The sequence below is a fragment of the Pseudoalteromonas shioyasakiensis genome (assembly GCF_019134595.1).
GTDB lineage: Bacteria > Pseudomonadota > Gammaproteobacteria > Enterobacterales > Alteromonadaceae > Pseudoalteromonas > Pseudoalteromonas shioyasakiensis_A.
On record NZ_CP077770.1, the window covers coordinates 298,807 to 325,000 of the forward strand.

Consider the following 26,194-nt stretch of genomic DNA (forward strand, 5'->3'; position numbering starts at 1 on the left):
ACCAGTGTTACTGTTCTATGAAGTTAAAACACCTGACAAATTTGTTCGGCATTACAGGTGATTACAGTGACATTTTCGTAACCAACACGAGTCAGAGCTTCGGCACTGAGTGTGGCGCGGGCACTACTTGCGCAGTGTAAGTAAATGGGTCTTGCAGGATCTTTTTCAATTTCCAATAATTTCATTTCAAGTACACCACGCGGGATATTAATTGCACCTGTTGCTGCTTTAGTTGCGTGCTCAGCAGGTTCTCGTACGTCTATTAATAAACCGTGGTTTTCGCTTAATTCTTGCTTTGCTTGGTCAGCGCTAATACGGCGCTGGTTTGGGGCAATAATTTTCATTAAGTCAGGAATTGGGGTCAGCATACTAATCCTCCATGCCAAGTTTGCGTAAAATGGTGATCATTGGGCACCACTTAGTGAATGCCGATTGAATTAAGTTTAGAGCAATAAATACCGTAAACCAAATCCACAGCGGACTGTGAAACTGTTGTAGCAACAATGAAATACAGATCATTACACCAGCAATTAAGCGAAGCGCGTCATTTAGTTTCATAATAAGACCTCGATAACAGAGTGATGTATTTAATATATTAGATAATACTACATTAGTAAATTCTAATATTAGACTTTTCTAATATATCAATCTATACTTTAGCGGTATTTTAAGAATATAGAGTAGTGTGATTATGAACATCGATTTTGCGGCTATGGCCGACAATGTGGAACAAGCAGAGCAAGTGCTAAAGATTTTGGCGAATAAAAATCGCTTGATGATCTTATGTTCCCTTCAAGATGGTGAAATGAGCGTGAGCGAATTAAACGAAGCTGTGCCGTTAGCGCAGTCAGCATTATCGCAACACTTAGCGGCGCTGAGAAAAGCTCAGATAGTCGCGACTCGACGTGAAAGCCAAACTATCTATTATCGCGTGGTCGATAAAAGTGTAATGGCAATCCTTGAAACACTTCATGGTTTATTTTGCAAAAGGTAGTTAAGCAATGAGTGCTATCGATAATGCAGTAAAAAACAGCTTGAGCGGTCGCCTCCCCGTCATTATTTTTATTATGTCGGTGCTGCTTGGCTTAATGGCATTAAAGCAAACCCCTCGTGAAGAAGAACCGCAAATTGTGGTTCCTATGCTTGATATATATGTGGCAGCGCCAAACGTTGAAGCGCCAGAAGTAGCCAGGCTAGTAACTGAACCATTGGAGAAGTTATTGGCGCAGTTAACGGGCGTTGAGCATATTTACTCAACCACACAAAGTAATGCTGCTGTTGTTACTCTTCGCTTTGAAGTCGGTCACGATCGTGAGCAAGCCATTCTCGACACTTACGCTAAACTCTATAGCTATCAACACACGATGGCGTCAGTGATCAGCTCATGGCAAATACGTCCGGTTGAAGTGAACGATGTGCCAATAGTAATGCTGGGATTATTTAGTAAAGATCCAAAACTTTACGATGATTATCAACTAACTCGCTTCGCTAACGAAATCGCTAACAGTTTACAGCGCATCGAAAATACAAGCGAAGTAAAAGTAATTGCTGGTAGAACCCGTCAATTAACGATTAACCTTGATGCAAGTGCTCTTGCAGCACATCAAACAACCCTAACTGATGTGTATTATGCGCTTAGCGTATCTAACCAATTGGTGAATGTGGGCAGTGTTGTTGAAGGTAAGCAGCAAATTGCCTTACAAGTAGGTGATGTTTTACGCTCTCAATCTGCGATTGAACGGCTTGTTGTCAACGTGGTAAACGGTAAGAGTGTTTATCTAAGCGATGTGGCCCAGGTGAGTGATGGTCCAAGCGAAGCGCAAAGCTATCAATGGCTGGCTCATTCAGATAACCAACAACAACTTCCTTTAGTCACCATTAGTGTCGCTAAGCAAGCAGGCACCAATGCGGTAGCTGTAGCCAACGAAGTGCATAGCATGATGGATAGCTTGTCGGCTAATCTACTACCAGATGAAGTGGGCTACACCATACTGCGTGACTATGGCCAAACAGCGAATGAAAAAGTAAATAACCTTACCTCGAGCTTAGTGTTTGCGGTATTTACCGTGGTTATTTTTGTTGGCGTATTTTTAGGTTGGCGACCAGCGATTGTGGTGGGGCTAGCGGTACCTATTTGCTACGGCATCACCCTGACACTTGATTTTGCCTTTGGCTATACAATTAACCGAGTCACACTGTTTGCACTAATCCTTTCTTTAGGTTTATTGGTTGATGATCCGATCACGGGGATAGACAACATAAGTCGTTTTTTAACGAAAAAAGGTGATAAGAAACAGCGCATAGTTGATGCCATGAGCGAAATACGTGTGGCGCTCTTTATGTCTACATTGACCATTATGGTAGCATTTATCCCACTTGCGTTTATCACCGGCATGATGGGGCCGTACATGGCACCGATGGCATTCAATGTACCGGTCAGTGTGATGGTTTCGACCATAGTGGCATTTTTTGTCACGCCATGGTTGGCCATGAAATTACTGAAAGCGCCAGTCGATGACAGCATGCAACTAGAAGCTAATCCCCATAGCTTATACGAGCGCATATTATCACCATTACTTGAGTCTAAAGGCCGTGCCAAACTCGTTCTATGGACCACATTAGCTTTGTTTGTCGCAAGTGCCATGTTACCCGTAATGCGTGCAGTACCTTTAAAGCTATTACCGTTTGATAATAAAAACGAGTTGCAAGTTTTAATCGATATGCCAGAAGGCACGAGCCTTGAGCAAACCGCCGCTTTCACTCGACAAGTACAAACCATCACTTGGCAATTAAATGAAGTAAGCGAGGCGGCAGCCTATGTTGGTCAGCCATCAAGCATGGACTTTAATGGTATGGTGCGTGGTTATTATCGACGTGAAGCTGCTAATTTAGCTGAGCTCAGAGTATTACTGCTTGATAAAACTGAGCGTGATCATCAGTCTCATGGCGTGGTCATGCGCTTGCGTGCCGCATTAGCGCCACTGGCAACCGATGGCATTGTTATTAAAGTGGTTGAAGTGCCACCAGGTCCGCCGGTTTTAAGTACCTTAGTGGCCGAAGTTTACAGTGAGCCATTTGTTGATACAGACACGCACTATCAAGCAGCTCTTGCTGTTGCTGCAAGGTTAAAGCAAGAGCCGCATGTGGTTGAGGTTGATACCAGTATTGCTGCCAATGCGCCGTTACAACGTTTTGTTACTGATAAAAGTAAAGCGTCATTGTCGGCGGTGTCTACGCAAGATATTGCCCAGACCTTAGCCATTGCCTCGCATGGGCAAAATGTTGGGGTGTTATATGTTAGCGGCGAAACAGACCCTGTCGATATAAAACTGCAACTGCCTTATCAAGATCGTAACCAATTTGCTCAATTGCTGGCATTACAAGTCCGTGGTGATAGGGAGCTTGCAAAAACCAGTGATGAATTTGGGCTGCAAAGTGCACCGCGGCCGCTGGTGGCGCTCTCTGAGTTAGGTGAATTTCAGCATCAAGACGTTGCCATACCAATTATGCGTAAAGATCAGCGTAATGTTGTGTATGTTATGGCTGAGCTAAATGGCCGTACACCCGCTGAAATTATTGCTGACGTTAATGCCGACTTCGGCATCAGCGCTGACGAATTTAGCCAAACTGATTGGCAAAGTAGGCACTTTTTCAACAATGGTGGTAGCCAAGCTTGGCAATTACCTGCTGGCACTGACGTGACCTTTAGTGGTGAAGGTGAATGGCGAATTACCATTGATGTATTCAGAGATATGGGGATTGCCTTTGCGTTTGCGCTTACTGCAATTTTCATCATCCTACGCATTCAAACAAACTCTGCCAGTTTGTCACTGATCATCATGTCGGCTATTCCATTAACCGTAATAGGGATCATGCCGGGCTTTTGGCTATTAAATCAATTTGGAGAGCGCAGCATTGCTGGTGCTCCAGAGCCGGTGCTATTCACCGCAACAGCCATGATAGGCATGATTGCACTTGCCGGTATTGTGGTGCGTAACTCACTTATTTTAGTTGAGTTTATTAACCAAGCTCGCGGCCAAGGTATGGCAATTAAACAGGCTTTAATTGCCGCAGGCACCGTGCGTATGCGCCCTGTGTTACTCACAGCGGGAACCACCTTATTAGGTAACTTGGTGATCACCCTAGATCCGGTATTTAGCGGTCTAGCGATTGCAATTATTTTTGGTATTGTGGCATCAACATTGTTCTCATTATTTGTTGTGCCGCTGGTTTATTATTTAGTGTTTGCAAAGGATGCAGCCAAAGAGGAACAAGCTCATGCAGGGTAAATCAAAACTTATTGGTTCAATTGTCGCGTTATCAGTGATCATTGTGGCGGTACTTTACATGGCGGGCAGTTTTTCTGATAAGCAAGCTGCAGGCATGAAAAACCCATCGGCAAATGATTATACTGGTCAGTTAATGACAGTGACACTGGCAGATATTGCTCGTGATGAAATTGTACCGGGCACCGTGATTGCAAAACAAAATACGCAAATCTCTTCTCGTGTAATGGCACAAGTTGAGCGTTTAAATGTACGCGCTGGCGATACTGTAAAACAAGGTGACGTGCTAATTTCCTTACAGCAAGATGACTTTAAAGCAGGACTTGCTCAAAGCGAAGCACAAATAAATGCGATTAATGCCTCGCTGACTCAAGCTGAGAAACAACTAAAGCGTATTAACGATTTATACAAGCAAGGTTTGGTATCTGTTAGTGAATACGACGATGCAAAAGCAAGGTTCGATAATTTAACGGCGAACTTAGCGATTGCTAAGCAGCAGCAAACACAAGCGCAAGTTGCACTGAGTTTTACGCAAATTAAAGCGCCAATTTCAGGTGTTGTGGTAGAGCGTTTTGCAGAACCTGGCGATACCGCAACTCCTGGCACGCCATTACTCGCACTGTATAACCCACAGCAATTGCAATTAGCATTTAATGTCAGAGAACAGCAAGCAATTAAGCTGAATGTTGGTCAAACTCTAATGGTTAAACTACCGGCTTTATCAACATCAATGCCTGCCACAGTGACAGAAATTGTGCCTGTTGCTGATAGTGCTGCGCGTAGTATGGAAATCCGTTTAGAAACAGATGCCCAAACTGGGTTAATGCCTGGGCTTTATGCACAATTACAATTACCGCTCGCCACTGAAAAAGGGGTGTTGATTGACTCAAGCTGGGTGCATCAATACGGCCAATTGAGCATGGTCTATTTACTTGAAAATAATCAGATAGTGCGCCGCTATGTGCGCCTTGGCGAAATGGTCGATGGCCAGCAGCACATCGTTTCAGGTTTAAACCCAGGTGATGTGCTGGCTGTTGATTTTAAAACTAAATAAAAGTCGCTATTTCGTCTAGCGACTTTTTCACTAAGGCATGCTCAGGGATGGTTGCATCTGTGCCTGGGTAGCCTGCAATTAGCAGCATGTAAGGGCGCTCATTATCTTTATCACGGCCACAAATTTCGGTTAGAAAGCTCATTGGTTTTGGTGTGTGTGTGAGAGTTGCAAGGCCTGCTCTGTGTAGTGCTTGGATTAAAAAGCCGGTTGCTAGGCCAACAGATTCATGAACATAGTAATTGGTATTTTTGTCATCGGCAGAAATACCGCCTTTCTTTTGACTAAACACGGCAATTAGCCAAGGTGCATGTTCAAGGTAGGGCTTACTGGCATCGGTGCCAAGTGGTTTTAAGGCATCTAACCATTCTTCACCCGCGCGACCTTCATAAAATGAACGCTCTAGTTTTTCAGCGGCTTCTCGAATTTGTTTTTTCACATCGCTGCTGTGTATTGCTACAAAGTGCCAAGGTTGATGATTGGCACCGCTCGGTGCAGTGCCAGCCGCTCTAATACAGGTTTCGATTATTTCTTTTGGCACTGGGCGGTCGCTAAAGCTGCGAATACTGTGGCGACGCTGACTCACGGCTAAAAACTCTTCGGCGCGTTTTAGCATCTCGTTATGAGGGTACTCAATAAAGTCATTGAGTGGCTGATTTTTGTGTTCTTGCATGGCTTTTCGCTTCTTGTGTGTTGATGATTTTAATTATGAATATGTTGGTTTCGGCGGTACTCTTTTAATTCATTGCTCAACCAATCTTTTGCATTGAGTAACGACCCATTGCTGAGTCTTACTTTATAGGGCTTACCGCTCCATGAGCTTTTACTCGCCAGATTCTCGATAAACTTTTCGGCAGTTTTTGCATAGCGGGTTGCTTTTTGATACTTCATAGCAAGGTGTTCGGCAGCATCTTGGCTTGAGTGCTCTGTACCATTGCGAATAAATACGGCATCGCTTTTAGCCACAAAATCAATGAGGTGATTTATCTCTTGTTCTGGGGTGGCTGCATCACTGAATTGGCTAATGCTCAATAATATTAACGCGATAAACCAATATCTTCTCATACATAATCTCATAGCGTTTGATGCTCTATCGTCAGGGTTGCAATAATTGGGTTATGATCAGAGCTTGCAAGCTCAGGCACAACGGTTGTTTCTATTTTGACACCACGCACCCATACTTGGTCAAGTGCTAATCCAAATGCTTTGGTGCGCTTATCATCTAAATAAATAGCTTCGTGCAAACCTAGCTGGGTCAATGTTTGCTGTAATAAGGCTTGGCGTTCATCACTCCAGGTATTGAGATCACCGGCAAACACGATAGGGCCCTCATGCGTTCGCATAATGGCGGCGGCATCGTCTAGCTGTTGTTTAAAGTCACTAACACCAATCGTAAAATTAATGGCATGCAGGTTAATACTCAGTAATAACTGTTGTTCTGGCAGCGCATACTCAACAATATTGGTGGCTTTTGGGCTACGTAGCCAAGGCTCTTTATGGGTGAGTGTACAATGCACCGCAGCGGGCCAGCGGCTGAGTGTCATAACCCCAGATTGCACGCTGCCACTCTTATACCCTTTAGCAAAGCGCCAATAGGGTTTGAGCTTTGTAAGCGCTGGTTCTTCGATAGCTTCTTGTAGTAACACAATATCAGAATCGGCATTTAGCTTTTGCAAATCTGTGAGTAAGCCATCTATTTGTGCTTTGTAGATATTCCAGCTCAATAACTTGAACTGATAGGGCAAAATATAATGTTCAGCATAAGTTTGCATGCGGCTTTGCGCTAATTGCTGTTGGCAATTAGCAAGGTTCACAGCGGTTTTGGTTATACCTTGTTGCTCATCAGAGCCAGGATCGCTTGAAAAGCTATACCAAGACAGCGCACCCAAACACACAAGTAATAAAAATATACGCAGATATGCCGTCATAATGACCTTTAGTTACTTTCCTTGAGAGTTAGTCGTTGTAAGCCTCAGTTTAGTTCAAAGACTAAATGTTAGAAACTGTAGTATTTTCTACAATTTCTATACGCTTTCTTACCCAAAATGAGTACTCATATTCTTATACTTACTGAGCTTAACAACTCAGACAAAGGAACTAATCATGAAACAAATGGCCTGTATGCTGCTCGCCTTATCGGTGACAGCGTGTTCATCAGTCACCATAGTGCCAGAAAAAACAACCAATAAATTAGCCACTAAAGCTGATTACCAAGATAGCCGCCCATTCTTTTTGTGGGGCCTCGTTGGTGAAGAGCGCGTTGATGTAAAGGCTATTTGCCAAGATAAAAAAGTTGCCCAAATGCAATCGCAACAAACATTCGCTGATGGCGCATTAGGACTCGTTACACTCGGAATTTATGCTCCTCACACAGTAAAAGTATGGTGTGAGCAACAAGCACAGGAGCAACAACTATGAAAAGCCTACTAGTAACAGCTGTGTTAGTTGCCACCTTAAGTGGTTGCACAAATATCTACTTTGATAATGGCAGTGCCGCTCAAGCTAATAAAGCGCCAGCAACAGAGCAATGGCATCATAACTTTGCCGCAGCGCTTTACGAAGGTTCAAAGCCTGTCGACTTATCTGAGGAGTGCCCTGATTCCGAATGGCAAACTGTTCACACTTATAAGTCGTTCACCAATGGTCTAGCTGAAGCTGCAGTAAATCAAGTAGGGCCTATTTGGTACCCGAAAACAGTTGAAATAAGCTGCGCTCAAGTACCTTATAAGCCAGACTAGTTATTCATAACGCAGTGCATCAATTGGGTTTAAGCGTGCCGCTTTAATAGCGGGCGCTAAGCCAAACACAATACCTATCAATGAAGTAAAGCCAAATGACAGCAGAATCGCCCAACCCGGTATGTAGGCATCTGGCATGCTCGGCACTAAGACTGAAATTAGTGCCGCAGCACCATACCCTATCGCTAAACCAATTAAACCACCAAACAGTGATAGCACCACCGCTTCAACTAAAAATTGCAGCATTATAAAGCCAGGTGTTGCCCCTAATGCTTTTAAAGTACCAATCACACGTGTACGTTCTGTTACCGAAACCAGCATGATATTCATCACACCAATACCACCAACCACCAGGCTAATACCCACTATCCCCGCGGTAATTGCGGTAGCACTTCCGGTAAATTTATCGATGTTAGCACGGGCTTTTTCGGCGGTTTCAAATTCAAAGTCGTCATCTTCACCGTCCTTCAGTTTATGTAATTGACGTAAGATGCGGCGAATTTTACCTAGTACTTGGGTTTCGTTAGCATCGTCTTTTAAACGAAACATCATTTGTACATTGGTATCAACACTGCCGCCTTCTAGCGCACTCATGGTACTTATCGGAATATTAATGTAATCGTCTTGGTCAAAACCTAAGAAGCTACCTTGTTTTTCGGCAACACCAATAATGCGAAACCACTCACCACCGAGTTTAATATATTCACCTACAGGGTTTTCAGGCAGGTTAAGCTTATCGATAATTGAAGGGCCAATAAACGCCACTCTACGGCGTTTTTCATCATCTTCTGCGCGAATAAACCGCCCGAGTTCTGGGTAGATACGGTAAGCTTTTTGGTAGTTTTGCTCAGTGCCCATCACCCTTGAAGCATGGCTCTTATTGCCATACTCAGCCGCACCAGAAAAGCGCCAAGTTAGCATTACAGCAGTAAAGGTTTCGGCTTCTTTTACGCGTGCTTTTAGGGTTAAGAAGTCATTGTAGGTCAGCTTTGCTTGTTGCCCCACCATTCCTTTTTCCATACTTGTGTAAGGTTTGATATTGGTGACATCGGGAGACATATCAGCAAGCTGATCATTAATTTGCTTGGTAAACCCTTGCATTACTGCCACTACGGTTACAACCGCAGCAACACCAATAATAATGCCCAAGCAGGTAAGGGCACTGCGCATTGCATTGGCTTTAATTGCCATTAATGCGGCTTTTGTGCCTTCCATTATAGCGATAGCAGATTTAAACATGTTGTCTTGCTCCTTCGCCTTTACGGGTATCACTGACAACCTTGCCATCAACTAAACGAATAACCCGTTGGCAGTGATCAGCAATATCTTGTTCGTGAGTAACCAAAATAATGGTGTGCCCTTCGTTATGAAGCTCATCAAACAGCGCCATGATCTCAGTGGTGGTTTTACTATCTAAGTTACCGGTAGGCTCATCCCCAAGTAGAATATGGGGTTTAGTAACCAATGCGCGAGCAATAGCGACACGTTGACGTTGGCCACCAGAAAGCTGGCTCGAAAGATGATTTACCTTATCGCCAAGGCCTACCCGTTGTAATGATTCGAGCGCTTGTTGCTTTCGCTCTTTGGCAGAAATAAATCGATACACTAAAGGCTGCATGACATTTTCAAGGGCGGATGCTCTTGGTAACAAGTTAAAGCTTTGAAAAATAAAACCAACACTTTCATTACGCTGATGAGCAAGCTCCGTTTCGGTCATGCGCTTTACTAGCTTATCTTTTAAATAGTAGTCACCACTGGTGGGAGTATCTAAACAGCCAAGCAAGTTCATCAGGGTTGATTTACCTGAGCCTGAAGGGCCAATAATGGCAACATACTCATTTTGTGCAATTTCAATATTAATATCATCAAGGGCTTTGAAAACTTGTTCGCCCATTTTGTATTGTTTATTGATATTACTGAGCTTGATCACCGCAGACATTAGTTAGCACCTTTTTCAGGGCTGTTTTTAACGGCTACCGTATTACCCTCTTTTAGTGAGCTAAGAGGTCTGGCTGGGCCGATAACAATACGATCTCCTTTTGCAACACCGCTGGTTAGTGCTTGTTCGATATCTGAAGAAATACCTACCGTTACCGCTGTTTTAGTTACTGTATTATCGGCGTTAAGCTTCCAGACAAAATAGCTTTCATCCTCTTTTTGAATAGCTTCAATAGGCAGTTTTAAGCCGTTTTCGGCAATGCTTGTGGCGATTTCTGCGCGGCAGCTCATTCCGGCATAAAGCTGGCGGTCAGTGGCATCAAGCAGTACTTTGACTTTAAATGATAAGCCCTGAGAACCGGCTTGATTTTTTGCTGATGTGCCAATGTTTATTACTTTGCCAGTGAAAGGTTGATTTGGGTAAGCGGCGGCATAGATATCTGCATGTTGGTCTAATTTGATACCGGCAATATCGGTTTCATCCACTCGAAGTTCGGCTAATATTGCGCTTGGATCAGCTACTAGCATCAAGTCTGAGCCGATAATGTTAGTTGTTCCCGCAATAACGGTTTCACCTTCTTTAATATTGACCGAGGCAAGTAGGCCACTCATTGGAGCGCGAAACACACTTTTATTTAAACGGTCTTCAGCAATCAATAGAGATGCTTGGGCTTGGTTGTAAGCTTCACGTTTTGCTTCAATATCTATTTTTGCTAAATCGCGGGCATTTTGTAGGTTTTCATATACTTCTTGGCCAGCAAGGCCAACTTCATAAAGCTCTTTTTGGCGGCTTAATTGGCGCTCGATATTTTTCAGGCGAGTTTCGCTATGCTTAATATCGATTTCGGTCGCACGAAGCACGGCTTTATTGCGGGCAACTTCAGATTCAAACGCGGTCGTATCTAGGCGCATAAGAATATCGCCCTCAGTGACACTTTCACCTTCCTCGACAAACACTTTCGCTACACGGCCTGTCACTTCTGAGCGCAGTTGCACTTGGGTATTAAAGACTAGGTTACCAGAGGCTAAAATTGAATCGGCAATATTGCCTTGTTCAACTTCAGCAATATGCATTTCTGGCGCTTCTTTATTGCTGGTGACCTGTTTTGATACTAGTAAAGCGACAAATGCTGTAACAGCGAGGCCAATTATAATGGCTTTTTTCATCTTTCTTCCTTGGGGAGTTTAGAGCGGCATATCGCCGCTCAAAGCAGTATTAAACGAGAGCGATTACAGTCCAAATACCGTAAATAACAATACTTGGTAGGGCTGCAAACAGTAGCGCTTTATTGAAAGTGAAATTAGTCCAGCTCTTTAAACCGATAGCAGCGATCAAAATGCTCCAAATAGAAAAGATATTTAGACTTTCCAATAAGGTGTAGAGTGGATGGCCAATTTCTAAACCAATTAAAAGTTGGTTAATTGAAGAGTAGCTCATTAGTGTTTGTGAAATTTGGTTAGTGCTTGCTGTAAGCACTAAGACTAAAATGCCTAAATAATAAATAACCAAAGGCATCATGGTCCACACGCCAAAGCCATACCACGCGCCATAGCCATAGTTAGCTTCTGGATCTTGCTTAGATACAAATAGGTAGTAGCCTGCCATTAGGGCATTGATAATAGCTAAACCAATAATGCTACCAAACATAGCAAACCAAACTTGCATATCTATGGTTTGCTCCATGCTTTGGCGAATCATTTTTTGCTCAGCAATAGTGGCATCAACTGCAGCTGCGACTTGTTGATCGATTAAAAATTGCGGGTCAGCTTTATTGTAAAAAGCAAACATGCTGGCAGCGAGAATGCCGGCAAGTAAAATAAAGGCAACAAAAGACCAACCTTTTGCTTCTTTTAAACCATTAAAGGCTTTGCTTGGGCTGATAAAAATATCAACCAAAGCCGTCATGACATTTGAAGATTTCATTTTTTATTCCTTGTTTTATAACATTTGTTTTAGGTACTAAAATATCCTGTTTAGTAACAAATTAGCAATTTGTTTTGTAACTGTATGTTAACAGCTGTGATTAGTAAATCTGTGATATGGTTAAAAGATTAATTTGAGTCGAATATAGTAGGAATAGTAGGTCGTTATGGTGAATAGCAAAGGTCGTTGTATTGATGAGTTGGTATTGGGGTTCTGGCGATTGTTAGATTGGCAGGTAACGCCCCAGCAATGCTTAAGTTTTTTAGAAAATGCAATTGAAATGGGTGTGTCACATACCGATCACGCTGACATTTACGGTGAATACGGTTGTGAAGCCGAATTTGGTAAAGCACTTAAACTAAAACCAAGTATTCGTAATGAAATCAAAATAATCACTAAATGTGGTATTAAGCCTGCGTTTGCAAGCCTAGGATTGCAAGGCAAAGCAAACCATTATGATTCAAGTGCCGCGCATATAATTGCCTCAGCACAGCAGTCACTTAAAAACTTTAACACCGATCGTTTAGATGTATTACTTATCCATCGCCCTGATTACTTGATGAACGCCGATGAAATGGCAGAAGCATTTAATACTCTAAAAGCAAATGGTGATGTGATTGACTTTGGTGTATCTAATTTTACCCCATCGCAACTTAGCTTGTTGCAGTCGCGTTTAGACTTTGAGCTTGTGACCAATCAAATTGAGTTTTCACCTTACGAAATGAAAGCGCTTGATGATGGCAGCTTAGACCAATGCCAATTGCTCGATATCAAACCTATGCTTTGGTCACCATTAGCTGGGGGTCTTATATTCTCAAGTGATGATGAAAAAGCGGTGCGTTTACGTGCAGTGTTGGAGCAGGTTGGTGCTGAAATTGGCGCCACAGCCATTGATCAAGTTGTTTATGCTTGGCTGTTAATGCACCCAAGTGCACCGTCTGTGGTACTTGGTACGGGTAATATTGAGCGTGTTAAATCAGCTGTTGAAGCTAAGCAGCTTACTATGAACCGTGAACAATGGTATCGCATTTGGCAAGGCTCAACCGGTCATAGTGTGCCTTAACGAATAGCCCAAAACGAGAAAAGGGCCTTAACGGCCCTTCGTGTTGCAGCAAGTAACACATTCTTTATAAAGTGAAATCAACCGCGTAAGCGACGTACACTTTTACATCTGAGCCATCAATGTCGTTGTCTGAAAGACCGAAAGTAAAGCCGTCTTTCGACACTGAAACACCGTAGTCGATGATGTCATCATCACCAATGAAATCCCCTGAGTAATGACCTAAGTGAAGGGCCATTTCTGCACCGGTACTGCCAACCGGGAAACTGTAGTCAGCATTTAAATAAAGTGAATCACCAAAATCTGTACCGTCACCGCTTGCTGCTGATGTTGCTAGGACTGCTGCACCAAAGGTGAAGCTACCCATGCTAATGCTACCGTAGATTTCTGAAAAGTCTGCATCTGTGTAAGACGCTGCATCTGGGTATGCATAATAAATGTAGCCAACATCGTAGCTAAAGGTTTCATTGATTTCACCGCCAAAACCAGCATAAAGGTCTAGCTCGTAAGTCATGTCGTCAGCCCAGCTAGCATTCGATACCCAAGTACCCGCATAAAAGCCAGATTCACTTGCGTAATCGATACCACCTTGGATTGCAGCATCACCGCCGGTTTGTTCTTGACCACGCCACAAGTAGTTAGAAGTGGCTGCTGCATTAGCTGTTACTTCTGCATAACTATATGTTGAGCTTAAAGTTAATAGCGCAATGGCGCTTGCTGCGACCGTTTTTTTTAGTTTTAGCATGTTTCTGTATCCTGTTGTTATGTTGATTTTGTCCCATTTTCAGATTGCAGTCTGGATATTATTTGAGGACATTTTTATGTGTTGTCTGGATACGACATTGCACTGGTTGTGCCAAGTTAATTTCGAACGGGATATTTTATGCTTAAAGGCTTTTAAAACAGGCTTTTAAACTTGTTTAATTATAAAAAGGGTGGTTATTTGAATTGTTAATGCGCACATGTGTGGTGCAAAAAATAACCCGGTTGCACAATTGCGAAGCAACCGGGTTTTGCTTATTTGAGAGTAACTTAGCCGAAAATTGCACGCATTAGCGTAATGGTTTCTTCAACACTGCGGCCTTTTTCAACTTCACTGATGATTGAGTCGCGCTTAGCTTTGATATGTTCAGGGATATCATCGCTTGCTAGTGCACGGTCTACCAGTATCTCAGCTGACTCTTTACCACGGCGTACGGTCTTTTTACCTGCTGAGCTTGAAGTGCTCTTAGGTTTGTTTAACAACTTAATATAGTTTGAGTTATCAGCGGTACTTTTATCAGCATAATAAAAGAAGCTAGGTAATAGGGCTTTGATTTCGACTAGAGATTGCTCAAGCTCATTTGCTGCACTGGCCATTTTGAACCAAGGCATACTATGAATCGCTTCAACAACATCTTGCCAGTAGCGCTCAAAATCGCGGTTATTTAGCTTTGTGATGCCAAGGGCTGCACAAAGTGCATCAAGTTTACTATTTACGATTGGTGTAAACACGTCAGGTCGGCGCATCGCAAGCAAGCGAGTAGCGGGAGCAAGTGTTGGCTTTTCATCGCTGCCATTAAATGCCATGAAGTAAGCAACCATAAAATGCTGATAATGTTCTTGCGTTACTTCACCCTCAAGTGGAATGTGTACAAGCGCCTCATCGAACGCACCAGGTAAATCACTCAACATTTGGTGGAAACCTTTCGCGTTCTTAGTAGAAGCAAACCATTCAACGTCGAAGTTATAGCTGCTTGGATCAAGCGAGGCACTGTGTTTACCTGAAAACGCTAAACGGTCTTCTGGGATCATCTCTTTTAGTGATTGCGATTTAATTGCCGCAATGTAATTAGCTAAGCGTAGTTGCTCATCAAGGGCTACAAGCTCTTTATGCTGCTCAATAAAGCCTGCGATAACAGGCCATGGCGCAACCCTTAATGTTTTTAACTGCAAAAAGCTAATGGCAGAAATTAATAAGTCATGAAGTTTTTTAAGTGTCGGTAATTGCTTATCTTCTAATAGATCGTAGTTAATGCGATCACGGCTTGCACTTAATAGCTCATAGCACCATCCTAAAAAGTCTTCAGGGTGGTTTTCTACTTTAACTGCCATAAGGTTTAAGCTGATATCAGAGGCTTGCTTGAGGATATTTTGATAAATTTGACTTTCTTGCTCGCCAAGCGCCATTTTTGACGGTGAAATAAGCAGTTTCTTCATGCTTAATCGATACTCCAGTTTTGACTAAATTGGGTTGTTTAATTTTAGTACACAGGGTGCAAAAACAACAGGGTCGTGCATCATACCGAAGTAATGAAATGATGCAATCTTACTGATAATTTATAAGTAAGATTGCGACTGAGCTGGTTTATTAATCATTGTCATCGAGTGTAAATAATTGCTCAACACTGAGTTCAAAGTGAGCAGCGATTTTTAACGCGATAACCACCGAGGGTATAAAGCGGCCTGTTTCAACTGTGCTAATGGTTTTACGTGATACTGCAATGGCATCAGCAAGTTCTTGCTGCGATAACCCCTTTTCTTTGCGGAATTTAGCGATATTATTTTGCACATTATTTCCTAATCACGGTTTTGCCATAGTAGTGATGCGCCATATATACAGAGCATGATACCTAGGTAGAATAATGCCATAGCTGCATGCGAAACTTCGCTGGGTATTGCATTGTTTATATAAGAAACACCAAGAAGACAAAGTACAATTGCAAAACTAGTATGTTTATGTGCACTAGTGTCTATGGTGTTTAGAAATTCATCTTTATAAGCGTATTGAAAATACATTTTTAACGGAAACCCACTCTTAATGAGGTAAATAATCACTAAAACCACATAAAATAAAACACTCATTACAACAAATAGACTCTCCTCTACATCATGCTTAGATAGTGAGTTAATACTTAGAAGTAAAAAAACCATGCCTGTGCTTAAACTAAGCCATATATTCTGACTCATAAATTTTTCTTCAGTTTTAATATCTAGTTGTTTCATAAAGTCCATCCTCTGGAAGTGTTTAGCTTATATTCTTGTAACCTCTAGGTATCAATGTAACCTTAGGGTATCATTTGGTCAAGAACTTTTTGTAACCTATAGGTATCAAAATGTTTCAGCGCTGATTCATATTCTTGTACCTAAGCTTGTTTACAAACCTTTTTATGTGTTGGGCAATGCAATTGCGCCTAACTCCCGCTATGATAAGAACATTGTTTGCCCATTTTTAAGGATGATTATGAAAACCTTACTGAAAATCGTTGGTGTCATTTTCGTATTACTGATTGCATTGGTAGTCGCTGCACCATTCCTAATACCTACAGACGCGATATTTAATAAAGTATCGGAGCAAGTAGAACAAACCACAGGTCGTAGTCTGACTATTAATGGCGATAAAAAGCTGTCGGTATTTCCATCATTAAAACTTGAATTGAATGATGTGCACTTTGCCAATATGCAAACAGGCTCGCAAAAAGATATGGCAAGCATGCAGCAACTTGCTATCCGTATCCCGTGGATGTCGTTATTTGGCGGTGAGTTTAAGCTTGATAAATTTGTGATTAACGAACCAACGATTTTGTTAGAAACCGATAAAAATGGTAAAGCAAACTGGCAACTATTTGATGCGGTTGCTGAGCAACCAAAGACAGAGCAGCAAAAGAGTTCTGGCGCTGTTAACTTACCAGATAACTTTGACATCGAACTTGGTGAAGTGGCAATCTACGGTGGTACTTTCACTTATCTAGATGGTAAAACCGGGGCAAAGCAACAGATAAGCGATTTAGAATTAGCCATCTTATTACCTTCTCTTCGCAAGACTTTAGAATTAAAAGGCGGTATTACCTATATGGGTGAGCGCTTTGATTTAGATGTCACGCTAGATACACCTGTTAAAGCGATTGAAGGCGAAACCTTTAATGTAAGCGCTGAGGTTGATTCACGCTTAGTCGATTTGAATTTTAAAGGTGCAATTGCAGAAATGGGTAATGACGTGCAAGGGCTTCTTTCTGTCAGTGGTGACTCTGTTAAAAACATTGCGAGCTGGCAAGGTGTTGAGCTTAATGCAAAAGAAAATGCGTTTAATGCCTTTAATATAAAAGGTTCGATGCACCTAAAAGGACAGCAGTTTAAGCTTACTGAGCTACTTGCCACCCTAGATGAGCTGCAAATTAAAGGTAAAAGCGATATTAAGCTTGGTGACCGTTTAGCTGTGAATGCCGATATTGATTTAGGCATGCTTGATTTAAACCCTTACCTACCAGAGGGCGTAGCTAAAGAAGAACAAGCAGAGCCTGCAGCAGATGCGCCAGTACAACCAATTGTTTGGGATGATACTGCAATTGATATGAGTGGCTTAAATGCACTTGATGCAAATGTAGTCGTGCGTTCAAGTGGATTAAAAGCCAATGATATTACCCTTGGTGAAAACCAGTTAACGGTGAACCTAAAAAATGCCGTGGCTAAAATCAGTCTAGACAAGTTTGTTGCTTATGAGGGCAATGGTAAAGGTGTGATAACCGTTAACGCCAAGCAAACACCTTATAAAATTAGTACTAACTTTTCTTTAGATACAATTGATGCGCAGCCATTACTGACTGATGCGGCTGGTTTCGATAAGTTAATGGGTAAAGGCTCTCTAAATTGGGATCTAACGACCACAGGTCAAAGCCAAAAGAGCTTTATAAATGCTTTAAATGGTAAGTTAGGCTTTGAGTTTGCTGATGGTGCGGTAAAAGGGGCCAACATTGCAGAGATGGTTCGTAAAGCAAAAGAGCTTATCAAAGGTAACTTAAGCGCAGTATCAGAAGGTTTAGATACTGGTTTTGATAACTCACAGCAAACAGACTTCTCAGCATTGCAGGGCAGTTTTGTATTCACTAACGGTGTTGGTGAAAATAAAGACCTATCACTACTTAGCCCGCTTATTCGCATTACAGGCTCAGGTAAAGTTGATTTACCTATGACGAATGTAGACTATCGCTTAGTAACAGGCGTTGTTGATTCAATCGAAGGGCAAGGCACGACCGATGACAGTACCGGCTTTAAAATTCCACTGCGTATTAAAGGCCCATTCCATGATGTTGGTTATAGCTTAGATGTCAGTGATGCGGCTAAAGAAGAAGTCAAAGAAAAAGCTAAAGATAAAATCAAAGACAAATTAAAAGGTCTATTTGGTAATTAATAAAAATTTAATTAAAGTCAAAAACAGGGCGCATTTGCGCCCTGTTTGTTTTATAATCAATAACAAACCAGCAAGCTGCTGTAATTCCTCAATGCAGGCATTGCGATTAATTCCAAATTAATTAAAAAATAACCTACCACTTCCTTGCCATTGCTGCTACAATTGCCCGCCCTTAAGAGACAACTTGCTTGTTTTTTGAGTGGAATTTAACCGAAATGTCTTGATTTTAAACAAAATTAAGGCGTGTTGTAATTTCTACACCGGAGGTCATTAACATGATCCAAATGCAAACTCAGCTGGACGTTGCTGATAACAGCGGCGCTCGCAAAGTGCAGTGTATTAAAGTCCTTGGCGGTTCGCACCGTCGCTATGCAGCGGTTGGCGATATCATCAAAGTTTCTGTAAAAGAAGCTATTCCTCGCGGTAAAGTGAAGAAAGGTGATGTTAAAAACGCGGTAGTTGTGCGTACTAAAAAAGGCGTTCGTCGTCCGGACGGTTCTTTGATCCGTTTCGATAGCAATGCGGCTGTTATCTTAAACGATAACTTACAGCCAATTGGTACTCGTATCTTCGGCCCTGTGACTCGTGAACTTCGTACTGAAAAGTTCATGAAAATCGTTTCACTAGCACCAGAAGTACTATAAGGAGTCTATCATGGCAGCAAAAATCCGTCGTGATGACGAAGTAATCGTACTAGCAGGCAAAGACAAAGGTAAGCGCGGTAAAGTGCTTTCAGTTGTTGCTGAATCTGGTCGAGTATTTGTCGAAGGCATCAACTTAATCAAGAAGCACCAAAAGCCTGTTCCTCAGTTGAACCAAGCTGGCGGTATTGTTGAGAAAGAAGCGTCTATCGACGTATCAAACGTTGCGATCTACAACTCGGAAACGGGTAAAGCAGATCGTGTAGGTTTCAAGATTGAAGATGGTAAGAAATTACGTATCTTTAAATCTACTGGTAAAACTATCTAATAGTTGGAGTAGAATGATGGCGAAACTGCATGAAGTATATAAAGACAAAGTAGTTGCTGAACTTCAAGAGAAGTTTGGTTTCAGCTCTGTCATGCAAGTCCCTCAGATCGAAAAGATCACATTAAACATGGGTGTGGGCGAAGCTCTAGCTGACAAGAAGATCCTAGATAACGCTGTTGCGGATCTAGAAGCAATCTCTGGTCAGAAACCTCTAATCACTAAAGCACGCAAATCAGTTGCAGGCTTCAAAGTGCGTGAAGGTTACCCAATTGGTTGTAAAGTAACCCTACGTGGCGAGCGTATGTGGGACTTTTTTGAGCGTTTGGTTTCAATCGCTATCCCACGTATCCGTGACTTCCGTGGTGTAAGTGCTAAGTCTTTTGATGGACGTGGTAACTACAGCATGGGCGTACGTGAGCAAATCATCTTCCCAGAAATCGATTATGATAAAGTAGACCGTGTTCGCGGTATGGATATCACAATCACTACTTCTGCGAAAACAGATGATGAAGGCCGTGCGTTGTTAGAAGCGTTTAACTTCCCATTCAAGAAATAAGGGTAGGGTTATGGCAAAGAATTCTATGAAAGCGCGCGAAGCAAAGCGTGCGAAATTAGTTGCTCAGTTCGCTGAAAAGCGTGCGGCACTAAAAGCTATCATCAGTGATGTTAATACATCTGACGATGATCGTTGGGACGCGGTATTAAAGCTACAAGCTTTACCACGTGATTCTAGCTCTTCACGTCAACGTAATCGTTGTAACGTTACGGGCCGCCCACATGGTTACCTTCGCAAATTCGGCATGAGCCGTATCAAAGTTCGCGAAGCAGCTATGCGCGGTGAAATTCCTGGCCTTAAAAAGGCTAGCTGGTAATAGTATCACGGGAGTAAGACTATGAGCTTGCAAGATCCTATTGCGGATTTGTTTACACGTATCCGTAACGGTCAGTCAGCGAAGAAAGTATCAGTAACGATGCCAACTTCAAAACTGAAAGTAGCAGTAGCTAAAGTATTAAAAGATGAAGGTTATATCGCAGATTACGCTGTAAGCGGTGAAGCGAAGCCTGAGCTTTCTATCGATTTAAAATATTTCGAAGGCAAAGCTGTTATTGAAAATATCCAGCGTGTTAGCCGCCCTGGTCTACGTATCTATAAGAAACGTGACGAATTACCAAAGGTAATGGGTGGTCTTGGTATCGCTATCGTATCAACTTCTAAAGGCCTAATGACAGACCGCGCAGCACGTAGTGCCGGCGTTGGTGGTGAGATCATTGGCTTTGTAGCTTAATCGGAGGGGAACTATGTCTCGCATAGCAAAGGCACCAATCAATGTTCCTGCCGGTGTAGAAGTTACATTAAAAGGCCAGGACATCACAGTTAAAGGCAAAAACGGTGAATTAACTCGTACTATCAACGACGCTGTTGAAGTACAAGTTAACGACAACGTTATTACAACTTTACCTCGTGAAGGCGTAGCTAATGCATGGGCACAAGCAGGTACTGCTCGCGCTCTAATCAACAACATGGTTGTTGGTACGCATGAAGGTTACGAGAAGAAACTTCAGTTAGTAGGTGTTGGTTACCGTGCAGCAGCTAAGGGCAAAGTATTAGACTTAACTCTTGGTTTCTCACACCCAGTGAATTTCGAAGTACCAGAAGGTATTACGATTGAAACACCAAGCCAAACAGAAGTTCTAGTTAAGGGCGTAGACAAGCAGTTAGTTGGTCAAACAGCTGCTAACATCCGTGCATACCGTAAACCTGAGCCTTATAAAGGTAAAGGTGTTCGTTACGCGGACGAGAATGTACGCCGTAAAGAGGCTAAGAAGAAGTAAGGTAAGACGATGGATAAAAAAACAGCTCGTCTACGTCGTGCTAAACGCACTCGTAGAAATTATATTGAACAAGGCACAACGCGTCTTGTTATCCACCGCACGCCACGTCACATTTACGCTCAAGTAGTTACTGCTGAGGGTACTGTACTGGCTGCTGCTTCTACTGTTGAAAAAGCAATTAGCGAAACAGTTAAAGGCACAGGTAACGTTGCAGCTGCTCAAGCAGTTGGTAAAGCGGTTGCTGAACGTGCAGCTGACAAAGGCATCGAAAAGATTGCTTTTGATCGCAGTGGCTTTAAATATCACGGCCGTGTGAAGGCGCTTGCTGATGCAGCGCGTGAAGCCGGTCTGCAATTCTAGGAGTAGACAATGGCTAACGTAGAAGCAAAGCAACAACAGCCTGATTTGGCTGAAAAGCTAATCGCGGTAAACCGTGTGTCTAAAGTGGTTAAAGGTGGTCGTATCTTTAGCTTCACTGCACTAACAGTAGTTGGTGACGGCGCAGGTAAAGTAGGTTTTGGTTATGGTAAAGCACGTGAAGTTCCAGCTGCTATTCAAAAAGCAATGGAAAAAGCACGTCGCAACATGATCAGTGTAGACCTTAACGGTAACACGCTACAGCACCCAATCAAGGGTCGCCACGCGGGTTCTAAAGTATACATGCAGCCTGCTTCAGAAGGTACAGGTATCATCGCCGGTGGTGCGATGCGTGCAGTACTAGAAGTAACTGGTGTACAGAACGTATTGTCAAAAGCATACGGTTCAACTAACCCGATCAACATCGTTCGTGCAACGATTGCTGCTCTTGAGAACATGAACTCTCCAGAGTCAATCGCTGCTAAACGTGGTCTTAGCGTTGACGAAATCACGGGGTAAACCATGGCTAATAAAACTGTAAAAGTAACACAAGTAAAGAGCTCTATCGGTCGTTTACCGAAGCATAAAGCTACATTACGCGGTCTTGGTCTACGTCGTATCAATCACACTGTTGAGTTAGAAGACACAGCATGTGTGCGTGGTATGATTAACCAAGTTTCTTACATGGTAAAGGTTGAGGGTTAATTCGATGCATTTGAATACACTTTCACCTGCTGCTGGTGCAAAAACTGAAAAGAAACGTCTAGGTCGTGGTATTGGTTCTGGTCTTGGTAAGACTGGTGGCCGTGGTCATAAAGGCCAAAAATCACGTTCTGGCGGTAAAGTTCGCGTTGGTTTCGAAGGCGGTCAAATGCCTATGCAACGTCGTCTACCTAAATTTGGTTTCACTTCACGTAAATCATTAGTATCTACTGAAGTTAACCTTTTTGAAATCGCTAAAGTTGAAGGCGATGTAGTAGACGTAAACGCGTTACAAGCAGCTGGTCTAGTTAAAAAGAACATCCAGTTCGTTAAAGTAGTTAAATCTGGCGAAGTTTCACGCGCAGTTACCGTTAAAGGTCTTAAAGTGACTAAAGGTGCTCGCGAAGCTATCGAAGCTGCCGGAGGCAAGGTAGAAGACTAAGGAAGTACTAATGGCTAAACCAGGTCAAGATATGAAAAGTGCACAAAGTGGGCTTTCGGAATTGAAGCGTCGATTACTATTTGTATTAGGTGCTATCATTATTTACCGTCTAGGTTCATTCGTGCCGATCCCTGGGATTGACGCCGCTGTACTTGCCGATTTCTTCGAGCAACAAAAGGGCACCATTGTTGAAATGTTTAACATGTTCAGCGGTGGTGCGCTTGAGCGAGCTTCAGTGTTAGCACTGGGTATTATGCCGTACATCTCGGCTTCGATTATTACGCAACTATTAACGCATATGTATCCGCCGTTTATAGAGCTTAAGAAAGAAGGTGAGCAAGGGCGTAAGAAAATTAGCCAGTACACACGCTACGGCACGCTTGTGCTTGCTACAATCCAATCAATCGGTATTGCTACCAGCTTACCGGGCATGATGGACGGGTTAGTTGTTAACCCAGGTATCGGTTTCTACTTCACTGCTGTAGTGAGTTTAGTAACTGGTACTATGTTCCTAATGTGGTTGGGCGAACAAATTACAGAACGTGGTATCGGTAACGGTATCTCAGTTCTGATTTTTGTTGGTATCGTAGCTAACCTGCCGTCTGCTATTGGTTCGACAGCCGAAATGGCGCGCCAAGGTGATCTGAATGTACTTGTACTGTTATTGATTGCTGTAATCGTATTCGCTGTTACTTACCTAGTTGTATTCTTTGAACGTGGTCAACGTCGTATCGTCGTTAACTATGCAAAGCGTCAACAAGGTCGTCAGGTATTTGCTGCTCAAAGCACGCACTTACCACTGAAAGTAAACATGGCGGGTGTTATTCCACCAATCTTTGCTAGCAGTATAATTCTGTTCCCTGGTACAATTGCAAGCTGGTTCGGCCAGGGTGAAGGTCCGGTCGCTGATGTGCTACAAGCAATCGCTACAACGTTGACTCCAGGTCAACCTTTATATGCGATGGTTTTAGCTGCGGCTATTATCTTCTTCTGCTTTTTCTACACCGCGTTGGTATTTAACCCGCGTGAAACAGCAGATAACCTGAAAAAATCTGGCGCATTTATCCCAGGTATTCGTCCAGGTGAGCAGACATCTAAATACATTGATAAAGTGATGACACGCCTGACATTGGCAGGTGCTTTGTATATAACCTTTATCTGTCTGGTGCCCGAATTCATGACTATGGCATGGCAAACGCCATTCTATTTCGGCGGTACATCAATTTTGATTATCGTTGTTGTAATCATGGACTTTATGGCACAAGTACAGACGCATCTGATGTCACATCAGTATGATTCTGTGCTGAAAAAAGCAAACCTTAAAGGCTACGGTCGATAAGGTCATTTTACGGAGTTGAGCAATGAAAGTACGTGCTTCCGTTAAGAAAATATGCCGTAACTGTAAAGTTATTAAACGTGCTGGTGTAGTACGCGTAATTTGCAGTGAGCCTAAGCACAAGCAAAGGCAAGGCTAATTAAACAGTCGTGCAGGCTGAGTTATTTACTCGGCCTGTGTTTTTAGTTGTGATTTGGTCTTCGTTTGAGTATCCTTACGGGCTTTTCAAACAGATGATTACCAAATTCAAATATAGGAGATGTGTTAGTGGCCCGTATCGCTGGCATTAACGTCCCTGATCATAAACACGCAGTTATCGGTTTAACTGCTATTTATGGCATAGGTAAGACTCGCTCTAAGGCTATCTTAGCAGCGACTGGTATCGCCGAGACCACAAAAATCGGTGAACTTTCAGACGAAACACTTGACGTATTGCGTGAAGCAGTTGGCAAGTACACTGTAGAAGGTGACCTTCGTCGTGAAGTTACATTAAATATCAAGCGCCTTATGGACCTTGGTTGTTTCCGTGGCCTACGTCACCGTCGTTCGTTACCACTACGTGGTCAACGTACTAAGACTAACGCGCGTACTCGTAAGGGTCCTCGCAAGCCTATCAAGAAATAAGGTGGGGTAGATTATGGCTAAAGCACCAATTCGTCGTAAGAAGGTTAAAAAGCAAGTTGCTGATGGTATGGCTCACGTTCATGCTTCTTTCAACAACACTATTGTAACAATTACCGACCGTCAAGGTAATGCACTATCTTGGGCAACAGCAGGTGGTTCAGGTTTCCGTGGTTCACGTAAATCTACTCCATTCGCGGCTCAGGTTGCTGCAGAGCGTGCAGGTACTGCTGCTCAAGAATACGGTTTAAAAAATCTAGAAGTTTTCATCAAAGGTCCAGGTCCAGGTCGTGAATCTGCTGTACGTGCTTTGAATGCTGCTGGTTACCGTATCACCAACATCACTGACGTGACGCCAATCCCTCATAATGGTTGTCGTCCACCGAAGAAACGTCGCGTTTAACAATAGGTTAGGAGAAATAACATGGCAAGATATTTGGGCCCTAAGCTCAAGCTGAGTCGTCGTGAAGGTACTGACCTGTTCCTTAAGAGCGGCGTAAGAGCTATCGACTCTAAGTGTAAACTTGAGACTGCACCTGGTCAGCACGGCGCTCGTAAAGGTCGCTTATCTGATTACGGTTTACAGCTACGTGAAAAGCAAAAAGTACGTCGTATCTACGGTGTATTAGAAAAGCAATTCCGTAACTACTACAAAGAAGCTGCTCGCCTTAAAGGTAATACAGGTGAAAACTTGTTACAGCTTTTAGAGCAACGTTTAGACAATGTTGTATATCGCATGGGTTTTGCTAGCACACGCGCTGAAGCACGTCAGTTAGTAAGCCACAAAGCGATTTTAGTTAATGGTCGTGTAGTGAACATTCCTTCATACGTAATTACTCCAGAAGATACTGTTGTAATTCGTGAGAAGTCAAAAACACAAGCACGTATCATCGCTGCTCTAGAGTTGGCTGAGCAACGTGAAAAGCCGACTTGGGTTGAAGTTGACGGTAAGAAAATGGAAGGCAGCTTCAAGCGCCTACCTGAGCGTTCAGATCTGTCTGCGGACATTAACGAACAACTAATCGTCGAACTTTACTCTAAGTAAAGTTAAGAGTTAAGAGAGGATAAAATGCAGGGTTCTGTTACCGAATTCCTAAAACCAAGGTTAGTCGATATCGACGCTATCAACCCAACGCGTTCTAAAGTAGTTTTAGAACCATTAGAGCGTGGCTTCGGTCACACTTTGGGTAATGCCTTACGCCGTATACTGTTATCATCTATGCCTGGATGTGCAGTAACTGAAGTAGAAATCGACGGTGTATTGCATGAGTACAGCGCGAAAGAGGGCGTACAAGAAGACATCATTGAAATTCTGTTAAACCTTAAAGGTCTAGCAGTAACTTTAGAAGGCAAAGATGAAGTTTTTCTGACCCTGACTAAATCTGGTGTAGGCCCTGTGACTGCGGCTGATATTCAGCACGATGGTGATGTAACTATCGCCAACCCAGATCACGTTATCTGTCACCTTACGACAGATAGCAGCGAGATCAGCATGCGTATTCGTGTTGAGCGCGGTCGCGGTTATGTGCCGGCATCTAGTCGTTTATCCTCTGATGACGATGAGCGTCCAATTGGTCGTCTGCTGCTTGATGCATCATTCAGCCCAGTTGAACGTATTGCGTACTCGGTTGAATCAGCCCGTGTTGAGCAACGTACAGACTTAGACAAGTTAATCATTGATATGGAAACAAACGGCACTTTAGATCCTGAAGAAGCGATCCGCCGTGCGTCTACTATCTTAGCTGAGCAATTAGATGCATTCGTAGATTT

At 42.9% G+C, this 26,194-nt stretch carries 36 protein-coding genes (1 of these 36 cut by a window edge); 23 read left to right on the forward strand and 13 right to left on the reverse strand.

The window, feature by feature from the left end:
• Nucleotides 1-23: 23 nt before the first annotated feature.
• Together KQP93_RS01420 and KQP93_RS01425 are read right to left on the reverse strand one after the other, a co-directional pair.
• Nucleotides 24-368 carry a rhodanese-like domain-containing protein gene (locus KQP93_RS01420; RefSeq protein ID WP_217875574.1) on the reverse strand — a complete coding sequence of 115 codons (345 nt, stop codon included), beginning with the start codon at nt 366-368 and terminating at the stop codon, nt 24-26.
• Between the two features lies 1 nt (nt 369).
• Nucleotides 370-558 (reverse strand): YgaP family membrane protein, encoded by a 189-nt coding sequence (locus KQP93_RS01425; RefSeq protein ID WP_054562832.1) that lies wholly within the window; start codon nt 556-558, stop codon nt 370-372.
• A 133-nt stretch (nt 559-691) separates the two neighbouring features.
• On the opposite strand from KQP93_RS01425, the gene KQP93_RS01430 reads away from it, so the two are divergent.
• From KQP93_RS01430 to KQP93_RS01440, 3 genes are read left to right on the forward strand one after another with little or no spacing between them, the layout of a single operon-like run.
• Nucleotides 692-994 carry an ArsR/SmtB family transcription factor gene (locus KQP93_RS01430; RefSeq protein ID WP_217875575.1) on the forward strand — a complete coding sequence of 101 codons (303 nt, stop codon included), beginning with the start codon at nt 692-694 and terminating at the stop codon, nt 992-994.
• Nucleotides 995-1,001: 7 nt separating this feature from the next.
• On the forward strand, nt 1,002-4,289 hold the full coding sequence (locus KQP93_RS01435) for an efflux RND transporter permease subunit (protein WP_217875576.1): 3,288 nt from the start codon (nt 1,002-1,004) through the stop codon (nt 4,287-4,289).
• Nucleotides 4,279-5,340 carry an efflux RND transporter periplasmic adaptor subunit gene (locus KQP93_RS01440; RefSeq protein ID WP_217875577.1) on the forward strand — a complete coding sequence of 354 codons (1,062 nt, stop codon included), beginning with the start codon at nt 4,279-4,281 and terminating at the stop codon, nt 5,338-5,340. Before KQP93_RS01435 ends, KQP93_RS01440 begins: the two co-directional genes overlap by 11 nt.
• Here KQP93_RS01440 and KQP93_RS01445 read toward each other — a convergent pair.
• The 3 genes from KQP93_RS01445 to KQP93_RS01455 are packed head-to-tail and all read right to left on the reverse strand — an operon-like array spanning nt 5,333 to nt 7,265.
• Nucleotides 5,333-6,010, reverse strand: a complete 678-nt coding sequence (locus KQP93_RS01445; RefSeq protein ID WP_217875578.1) for a nitroreductase family protein — start codon at nt 6,008-6,010, stop codon at nt 5,333-5,335. The genes KQP93_RS01440 and KQP93_RS01445 overlap by 8 nt on opposite strands.
• A 29-nt stretch (nt 6,011-6,039) precedes the next feature.
• Nucleotides 6,040-6,402: a DUF5329 domain-containing protein gene (locus tag KQP93_RS01450; protein WP_254907702.1), complete on the reverse strand. Its 363-nt coding sequence runs from the start codon at nt 6,400-6,402 to the stop codon at nt 6,040-6,042.
• An 8-nt stretch (nt 6,403-6,410) separates the two neighbouring features.
• Nucleotides 6,411-7,265, reverse strand: coding sequence for an endonuclease/exonuclease/phosphatase family protein (locus KQP93_RS01455; protein ID WP_217875580.1), 855 nt, complete (start codon nt 7,263-7,265; stop codon nt 6,411-6,413).
• 175 nt (nt 7,266-7,440) lie between these two features.
• On the opposite strand from KQP93_RS01455, the gene KQP93_RS01460 reads away from it, so the two are divergent.
• Both KQP93_RS01460 and KQP93_RS01465 read left to right on the forward strand, forming a co-directional pair.
• Complete coding sequence (locus KQP93_RS01460) at nt 7,441-7,755, forward strand: Bor family protein (RefSeq protein WP_054554401.1); 315 nt, start codon at nt 7,441-7,443, stop codon at nt 7,753-7,755.
• Nucleotides 7,752-8,075, forward strand: coding sequence for a Bor family protein (locus KQP93_RS01465; RefSeq protein WP_217875581.1), 324 nt, complete (start codon nt 7,752-7,754; stop codon nt 8,073-8,075). Before KQP93_RS01460 ends, KQP93_RS01465 begins: the two co-directional genes overlap by 4 nt.
• Here KQP93_RS01465 and KQP93_RS01470 read toward each other — a convergent pair whose 3' ends face one another.
• Genes KQP93_RS01470 through KQP93_RS01485 form a run of 4 tightly spaced genes read right to left on the reverse strand, consistent with a single transcriptional unit; the run spans nt 8,076 to nt 11,937 of the window.
• Nucleotides 8,076-9,314 (reverse strand): ABC transporter permease, encoded by a 1,239-nt coding sequence (locus KQP93_RS01470; RefSeq protein WP_217875582.1) that lies wholly within the window; start codon nt 9,312-9,314, stop codon nt 8,076-8,078.
• Entirely contained in the window at nt 9,307-10,014 is a 708-nt protein-coding gene (locus KQP93_RS01475) for an ABC transporter ATP-binding protein (protein WP_063702351.1), read from the reverse strand. The genes KQP93_RS01470 and KQP93_RS01475 overlap by 8 nt, the downstream gene beginning before the upstream one ends.
• Nucleotides 10,014-11,180, reverse strand: coding sequence for an efflux RND transporter periplasmic adaptor subunit (locus tag KQP93_RS01480; RefSeq protein ID WP_217875583.1), 1,167 nt, complete (start codon nt 11,178-11,180; stop codon nt 10,014-10,016). Before KQP93_RS01480 ends, KQP93_RS01475 begins: the two co-directional genes overlap by 1 nt.
• Before the next feature lie 49 nt (nt 11,181-11,229).
• Nucleotides 11,230-11,937: a YIP1 family protein gene (locus KQP93_RS01485; protein WP_217875584.1), complete on the reverse strand. Its 708-nt coding sequence runs from the start codon at nt 11,935-11,937 to the stop codon at nt 11,230-11,232.
• A gap of 166 nt (nt 11,938-12,103) precedes the next feature.
• On the opposite strand from KQP93_RS01485, the gene KQP93_RS01490 reads away from it, so the two are divergent.
• Entirely contained in the window at nt 12,104-13,000 is an 897-nt protein-coding gene (locus KQP93_RS01490; RefSeq protein ID WP_217875585.1) for an aldo/keto reductase, read from the forward strand.
• 64 nt (nt 13,001-13,064) lie between these two features.
• On the opposite strand, the gene KQP93_RS01495 is transcribed toward KQP93_RS01490, so the two are convergent.
• The 4 genes from KQP93_RS01495 to KQP93_RS01510 form a co-directional block, all read right to left on the reverse strand.
• A complete protein-coding gene (locus tag KQP93_RS01495; protein WP_058586183.1) occupies nt 13,065-13,742 on the reverse strand; it encodes a TorF family putative porin in 678 nt (225 codons plus the stop codon).
• A gap of 287 nt (nt 13,743-14,029) precedes the next feature.
• Nucleotides 14,030-15,196 (reverse strand): hypothetical protein, encoded by a 1,167-nt coding sequence (locus KQP93_RS01500; RefSeq protein WP_217875586.1) that lies wholly within the window; start codon nt 15,194-15,196, stop codon nt 14,030-14,032.
• Nucleotides 15,197-15,347: 151 nt separating this feature from the next.
• Nucleotides 15,348-15,548, reverse strand: coding sequence for a helix-turn-helix transcriptional regulator (locus KQP93_RS01505; protein ID WP_217875587.1), 201 nt, complete (start codon nt 15,546-15,548; stop codon nt 15,348-15,350).
• An 8-nt stretch (nt 15,549-15,556) separates the two neighbouring features.
• Nucleotides 15,557-15,982 (reverse strand): hypothetical protein, encoded by a 426-nt coding sequence (locus KQP93_RS01510; RefSeq protein ID WP_217875588.1) that lies wholly within the window; start codon nt 15,980-15,982, stop codon nt 15,557-15,559.
• Between the two features lie 238 nt (nt 15,983-16,220).
• Here KQP93_RS01510 and KQP93_RS01515 point away from each other — a divergent pair, with 238 nt between their 5' ends.
• The 17 genes from KQP93_RS01515 to KQP93_RS01595 all read left to right on the forward strand — a co-directional run.
• Nucleotides 16,221-18,164 carry an AsmA family protein gene (locus KQP93_RS01515; RefSeq protein WP_217875589.1) on the forward strand — a complete coding sequence of 648 codons (1,944 nt, stop codon included), beginning with the start codon at nt 16,221-16,223 and terminating at the stop codon, nt 18,162-18,164.
• Between the two features lie 275 nt (nt 18,165-18,439).
• Nucleotides 18,440-18,808 (forward strand): 50S ribosomal protein L14, encoded by a 369-nt coding sequence (gene rplN / locus KQP93_RS01520; RefSeq protein WP_010378257.1) that lies wholly within the window; start codon nt 18,440-18,442, stop codon nt 18,806-18,808.
• Between the two features lie 10 nt (nt 18,809-18,818).
• On the forward strand, nt 18,819-19,133 hold the full coding sequence (gene rplX / locus KQP93_RS01525) for a 50S ribosomal protein L24 (protein WP_054554391.1): 315 nt from the start codon (nt 18,819-18,821) through the stop codon (nt 19,131-19,133).
• A 16-nt stretch (nt 19,134-19,149) separates the two neighbouring features.
• On the forward strand, nt 19,150-19,689 hold the full coding sequence (gene rplE / locus KQP93_RS01530; RefSeq protein WP_054554390.1) for a 50S ribosomal protein L5: 540 nt from the start codon (nt 19,150-19,152) through the stop codon (nt 19,687-19,689).
• Between the two features lie 10 nt (nt 19,690-19,699).
• Nucleotides 19,700-20,005 (forward strand): 30S ribosomal protein S14, encoded by a 306-nt coding sequence (gene rpsN, locus KQP93_RS01535; protein ID WP_054554389.1) that lies wholly within the window; start codon nt 19,700-19,702, stop codon nt 20,003-20,005.
• A 21-nt stretch (nt 20,006-20,026) separates the two neighbouring features.
• Entirely contained in the window at nt 20,027-20,419 is a 393-nt protein-coding gene (gene rpsH, locus KQP93_RS01540) for a 30S ribosomal protein S8 (RefSeq protein WP_054554388.1), read from the forward strand.
• A gap of 13 nt (nt 20,420-20,432) precedes the next feature.
• The gene (rplF, locus tag KQP93_RS01545; RefSeq protein WP_054554387.1) at nt 20,433-20,966 is read left to right on the forward strand and encodes a 50S ribosomal protein L6; all 534 of its coding nucleotides are present in this window, start codon (nt 20,433-20,435) and stop codon (nt 20,964-20,966) included.
• Between the two features lie 9 nt (nt 20,967-20,975).
• Nucleotides 20,976-21,326 carry a 50S ribosomal protein L18 gene (gene rplR / locus KQP93_RS01550; protein ID WP_036974021.1) on the forward strand — a complete coding sequence of 117 codons (351 nt, stop codon included), beginning with the start codon at nt 20,976-20,978 and terminating at the stop codon, nt 21,324-21,326.
• A 9-nt stretch (nt 21,327-21,335) separates the two neighbouring features.
• Nucleotides 21,336-21,842 (forward strand): 30S ribosomal protein S5, encoded by a 507-nt coding sequence (rpsE, locus tag KQP93_RS01555; protein ID WP_036974018.1) that lies wholly within the window; start codon nt 21,336-21,338, stop codon nt 21,840-21,842.
• Nucleotides 21,843-21,845: 3 nt separating this feature from the next.
• Entirely contained in the window at nt 21,846-22,028 is a 183-nt protein-coding gene (gene rpmD / locus KQP93_RS01560) for a 50S ribosomal protein L30 (RefSeq protein WP_016710201.1), read from the forward strand.
• Between the two features lie 4 nt (nt 22,029-22,032).
• On the forward strand, nt 22,033-22,467 hold the full coding sequence (gene rplO / locus KQP93_RS01565; RefSeq protein WP_054554386.1) for a 50S ribosomal protein L15: 435 nt from the start codon (nt 22,033-22,035) through the stop codon (nt 22,465-22,467).
• Nucleotides 22,468-22,477: 10 nt separating this feature from the next.
• Nucleotides 22,478-23,806, forward strand: coding sequence for a preprotein translocase subunit SecY (gene secY / locus KQP93_RS01570; protein WP_036974013.1), 1,329 nt, complete (start codon nt 22,478-22,480; stop codon nt 23,804-23,806).
• A 22-nt stretch (nt 23,807-23,828) separates the two neighbouring features.
• Nucleotides 23,829-23,942 (forward strand): 50S ribosomal protein L36, encoded by a 114-nt coding sequence (gene rpmJ, locus KQP93_RS01575; RefSeq protein ID WP_002959476.1) that lies wholly within the window; start codon nt 23,829-23,831, stop codon nt 23,940-23,942.
• Between the two features lie 128 nt (nt 23,943-24,070).
• Nucleotides 24,071-24,427, forward strand: coding sequence for a 30S ribosomal protein S13 (gene rpsM, locus KQP93_RS01580; protein WP_036974011.1), 357 nt, complete (start codon nt 24,071-24,073; stop codon nt 24,425-24,427).
• A gap of 13 nt (nt 24,428-24,440) precedes the next feature.
• The gene (rpsK, locus tag KQP93_RS01585) at nt 24,441-24,827 is read left to right on the forward strand and encodes a 30S ribosomal protein S11 (RefSeq protein ID WP_036974009.1); all 387 of its coding nucleotides are present in this window, start codon (nt 24,441-24,443) and stop codon (nt 24,825-24,827) included.
• A gap of 21 nt (nt 24,828-24,848) precedes the next feature.
• The gene (rpsD, locus tag KQP93_RS01590; RefSeq protein ID WP_036974007.1) at nt 24,849-25,469 is read left to right on the forward strand and encodes a 30S ribosomal protein S4; all 621 of its coding nucleotides are present in this window, start codon (nt 24,849-24,851) and stop codon (nt 25,467-25,469) included.
• Nucleotides 25,470-25,493: 24 nt separating this feature from the next.
• A protein-coding gene (locus KQP93_RS01595) for a DNA-directed RNA polymerase subunit alpha (RefSeq protein WP_004589198.1) crosses the window boundary here: on the forward strand, nt 25,494-26,194 show its 5' portion. Its footprint extends 286 nt past the window's final position; the window shows 701 of its 987 coding nt (coding positions 1-701); the start codon lies at nt 25,494-25,496; the stop codon falls past the right edge of the window.

Excerpts from the sequence above, each read along its gene's own strand:
- KQP93_RS01420 (WP_217875574.1), bottom strand. The coding sequence starts at position 368 with ATGCTGACCCCAATTCCTGACTTAATGAAAATTATTGCCCCAAACCAG.
- KQP93_RS01425 (WP_054562832.1), bottom strand. The coding sequence starts at position 558 with ATGAAACTAAATGACGCGCTTCGCTTAATTGCTGGTGTAATGATCTGT.
- KQP93_RS01430 (WP_217875575.1), top strand. The coding sequence starts at position 692 with ATGAACATCGATTTTGCGGCTATGGCCGACAATGTGGAACAAGCAGAG.
- KQP93_RS01435 (WP_217875576.1), top strand. The coding sequence starts at position 1,002 with ATGAGTGCTATCGATAATGCAGTAAAAAACAGCTTGAGCGGTCGCCTC.
- KQP93_RS01440 (WP_217875577.1), top strand. The coding sequence starts at position 4,279 with ATGCAGGGTAAATCAAAACTTATTGGTTCAATTGTCGCGTTATCAGTG.
- KQP93_RS01445 (WP_217875578.1), bottom strand. The coding sequence starts at position 6,010 with ATGCAAGAACACAAAAATCAGCCACTCAATGACTTTATTGAGTACCCT.
- KQP93_RS01450 (WP_254907702.1), bottom strand. The coding sequence starts at position 6,402 with ATGAGAAGATATTGGTTTATCGCGTTAATATTATTGAGCATTAGCCAA.
- KQP93_RS01455 (WP_217875580.1), bottom strand. The coding sequence starts at position 7,265 with ATGACGGCATATCTGCGTATATTTTTATTACTTGTGTGTTTGGGTGCG.
- KQP93_RS01460 (WP_054554401.1), top strand. The coding sequence starts at position 7,441 with ATGAAACAAATGGCCTGTATGCTGCTCGCCTTATCGGTGACAGCGTGT.
- KQP93_RS01465 (WP_217875581.1), top strand. The coding sequence starts at position 7,752 with ATGAAAAGCCTACTAGTAACAGCTGTGTTAGTTGCCACCTTAAGTGGT.
- KQP93_RS01470 (WP_217875582.1), bottom strand. The coding sequence starts at position 9,314 with ATGTTTAAATCTGCTATCGCTATAATGGAAGGCACAAAAGCCGCATTA.
- KQP93_RS01475 (WP_063702351.1), bottom strand. The coding sequence starts at position 10,014 with ATGTCTGCGGTGATCAAGCTCAGTAATATCAATAAACAATACAAAATG.
- KQP93_RS01480 (WP_217875583.1), bottom strand. The coding sequence starts at position 11,180 with ATGAAAAAAGCCATTATAATTGGCCTCGCTGTTACAGCATTTGTCGCT.
- KQP93_RS01485 (WP_217875584.1), bottom strand. The coding sequence starts at position 11,937 with ATGAAATCTTCAAATGTCATGACGGCTTTGGTTGATATTTTTATCAGC.
- KQP93_RS01490 (WP_217875585.1), top strand. The coding sequence starts at position 12,104 with ATGGTGAATAGCAAAGGTCGTTGTATTGATGAGTTGGTATTGGGGTTC.
- KQP93_RS01495 (WP_058586183.1), bottom strand. The coding sequence starts at position 13,742 with ATGCTAAAACTAAAAAAAACGGTCGCAGCAAGCGCCATTGCGCTATTA.
- KQP93_RS01500 (WP_217875586.1), bottom strand. The coding sequence starts at position 15,196 with ATGAAGAAACTGCTTATTTCACCGTCAAAAATGGCGCTTGGCGAGCAA.
- KQP93_RS01510 (WP_217875588.1), bottom strand. The coding sequence starts at position 15,982 with ATGAAACAACTAGATATTAAAACTGAAGAAAAATTTATGAGTCAGAAT.
- KQP93_RS01515 (WP_217875589.1), top strand. The coding sequence starts at position 16,221 with ATGAAAACCTTACTGAAAATCGTTGGTGTCATTTTCGTATTACTGATT.
- rplN (WP_010378257.1), top strand. The coding sequence starts at position 18,440 with ATGATCCAAATGCAAACTCAGCTGGACGTTGCTGATAACAGCGGCGCT.
- rplX (WP_054554391.1), top strand. The coding sequence starts at position 18,819 with ATGGCAGCAAAAATCCGTCGTGATGACGAAGTAATCGTACTAGCAGGC.
- rplE (WP_054554390.1), top strand. The coding sequence starts at position 19,150 with ATGGCGAAACTGCATGAAGTATATAAAGACAAAGTAGTTGCTGAACTT.
- rpsN (WP_054554389.1), top strand. The coding sequence starts at position 19,700 with ATGGCAAAGAATTCTATGAAAGCGCGCGAAGCAAAGCGTGCGAAATTA.
- rpsH (WP_054554388.1), top strand. The coding sequence starts at position 20,027 with ATGAGCTTGCAAGATCCTATTGCGGATTTGTTTACACGTATCCGTAAC.
- rplF (WP_054554387.1), top strand. The coding sequence starts at position 20,433 with ATGTCTCGCATAGCAAAGGCACCAATCAATGTTCCTGCCGGTGTAGAA.
- rplR (WP_036974021.1), top strand. The coding sequence starts at position 20,976 with ATGGATAAAAAAACAGCTCGTCTACGTCGTGCTAAACGCACTCGTAGA.
- rpsE (WP_036974018.1), top strand. The coding sequence starts at position 21,336 with ATGGCTAACGTAGAAGCAAAGCAACAACAGCCTGATTTGGCTGAAAAG.
- rpmD (WP_016710201.1), top strand. The coding sequence starts at position 21,846 with ATGGCTAATAAAACTGTAAAAGTAACACAAGTAAAGAGCTCTATCGGT.
- rplO (WP_054554386.1), top strand. The coding sequence starts at position 22,033 with ATGCATTTGAATACACTTTCACCTGCTGCTGGTGCAAAAACTGAAAAG.
- secY (WP_036974013.1), top strand. The coding sequence starts at position 22,478 with ATGGCTAAACCAGGTCAAGATATGAAAAGTGCACAAAGTGGGCTTTCG.
- rpmJ (WP_002959476.1), top strand. The coding sequence starts at position 23,829 with ATGAAAGTACGTGCTTCCGTTAAGAAAATATGCCGTAACTGTAAAGTT.
- rpsK (WP_036974009.1), top strand. The coding sequence starts at position 24,441 with ATGGCTAAAGCACCAATTCGTCGTAAGAAGGTTAAAAAGCAAGTTGCT.
- rpsD (WP_036974007.1), top strand. The coding sequence starts at position 24,849 with ATGGCAAGATATTTGGGCCCTAAGCTCAAGCTGAGTCGTCGTGAAGGT.